The organism is Kitasatospora sp. NPDC059571 (assembly GCF_042735675.1).
Classification (GTDB): domain Bacteria; phylum Actinomycetota; class Actinomycetes; order Streptomycetales; family Streptomycetaceae; genus Kitasatospora.
The window spans coordinates 18249-19553 of the sequence record NZ_JBHWBW010000110.1 but is presented as its reverse complement, the minus strand read 5'-3'; the positions used below and the strand labels follow the sequence as shown (position 1 = coordinate 19553).

Annotated in this window: 1 protein-coding gene; it reads left to right on the top strand. The window is 74.9% G+C overall.

What is annotated here, in order from left to right; translation table 11 throughout:
* Positions 1-488: 488 nt before the first annotated feature.
* Positions 489-1208, top strand: a complete 720-nt coding sequence (locus ACFV0G_RS15405; RefSeq protein ID WP_380546809.1) for an SDR family NAD(P)-dependent oxidoreductase — start codon at positions 489-491, stop codon at positions 1206-1208.
* Positions 1209-1305 lie beyond the last annotated feature (97 nt).

Below are 1305 nucleotides of genomic sequence, written 5' to 3'. Positions count from 1 at the left end.
GGGTTCGGTGGGCCGGGCCCTTCGCCGTGCCGTGGTGCGGCGGGTGCGGCCTACGACGCCCGGGTGCGACAGTGTCGGGAACGGCCGCTCAAAGCGTCCCCGGCCCGGCGCACCCCGGCGTCGTACGCTGCGGCGTCCGGTCTGGCCGGCAGCCGCCGGGGCCCGCCGGAGCCCCGTCCGCAGAGGGCGGCCGGGCGGTGTGATGAAGCCGTTCGCCACACCGTCGCGGTCCTGCAAAACCTCCGCTGTACACAAGGTAAGACGTAACGGGGCCCGCTGAGTCACGTTCGAGGGGTGTGATGTGCCTCTCTCCACGCTCCGTGTGCGGCCGGTGTCTCGGGGCGCCCGCTCCATAGCACACGGTTTCCGGCGCGCTGCGTCACCCTCCCCGCAGTCTTCGCAACCCAGCGTGATAGGAATCGTGCCATTCCGGTACGGACCGTACGCGCCCCGCGGCGCGGGCTGCGGGTCAGGGAGGGAGAGCGCGGATGACCAGGAACGTCGTCGTCACGGGTGGCGGCACCGGCATCGGGCTGGAGGTGGCCCGCCGGTTCGCCGACGCGGGGGAGCGCGTGGTCATCGTCGGGCGCCGGCGCGCGGTGCTGGAGCGGGCCGCGAAGGAACTCGGCGGGAACGTCACCCCGCTGGTCTGCGACCTCGCCGACCCGGACGCCGTGGAGGCCGCGCTCGCCGAACTGCCCGCCACCGTCGACGTGCTGGTCAACAACGCGGGCAGCCGGGAGACCGTGATCGGGGCCGGTCCGCACGCCGTGCTGGCGCGCTGGCGCGGCGACTTCGAGCGGAACGTGCTCACCGTGGTGCTGCTCACCGAGTCGATCCGCGAGCGGCTCACCCCCGGCTCCGGCCGGGTCGTCACGGTCAGCTCGATCGCGGCCCTGCGCGGCGCCGGCTCGTACGGCGCGGCCAAGGCCTCGCTGCACGCCTGGAACAACTTCCTGGCCGCCCAGCTCGGGCCGTCCGGGATCACCGCCAACATCGTCGCCCCGGGCACCGTCTCCGGCACGGAGTTCTTCGGCCCCCGCCTGGACGAGGCCGAGGTCTCCCGCCGGGCCTCCCGCACGCTGGTCGGCCGGATCGGGCAGCCCGGCGAGGTGGCCGCCGCCGTCTACTTCCTCGCCTCCGCGGAGGCCGGCTTCATCACCGGCGAGATCCTGCACTGCAACGGCGGCGAGCTGCTCGGGCGCTGACCGGCCGGGGGGGGGCGGGCGCCCGCCCGCGCGGGCGGCGGCCCGCGACGGACTGGCAGCAGCTGTCCACCTCGTTCACGACGGGCGCCGCGACCAC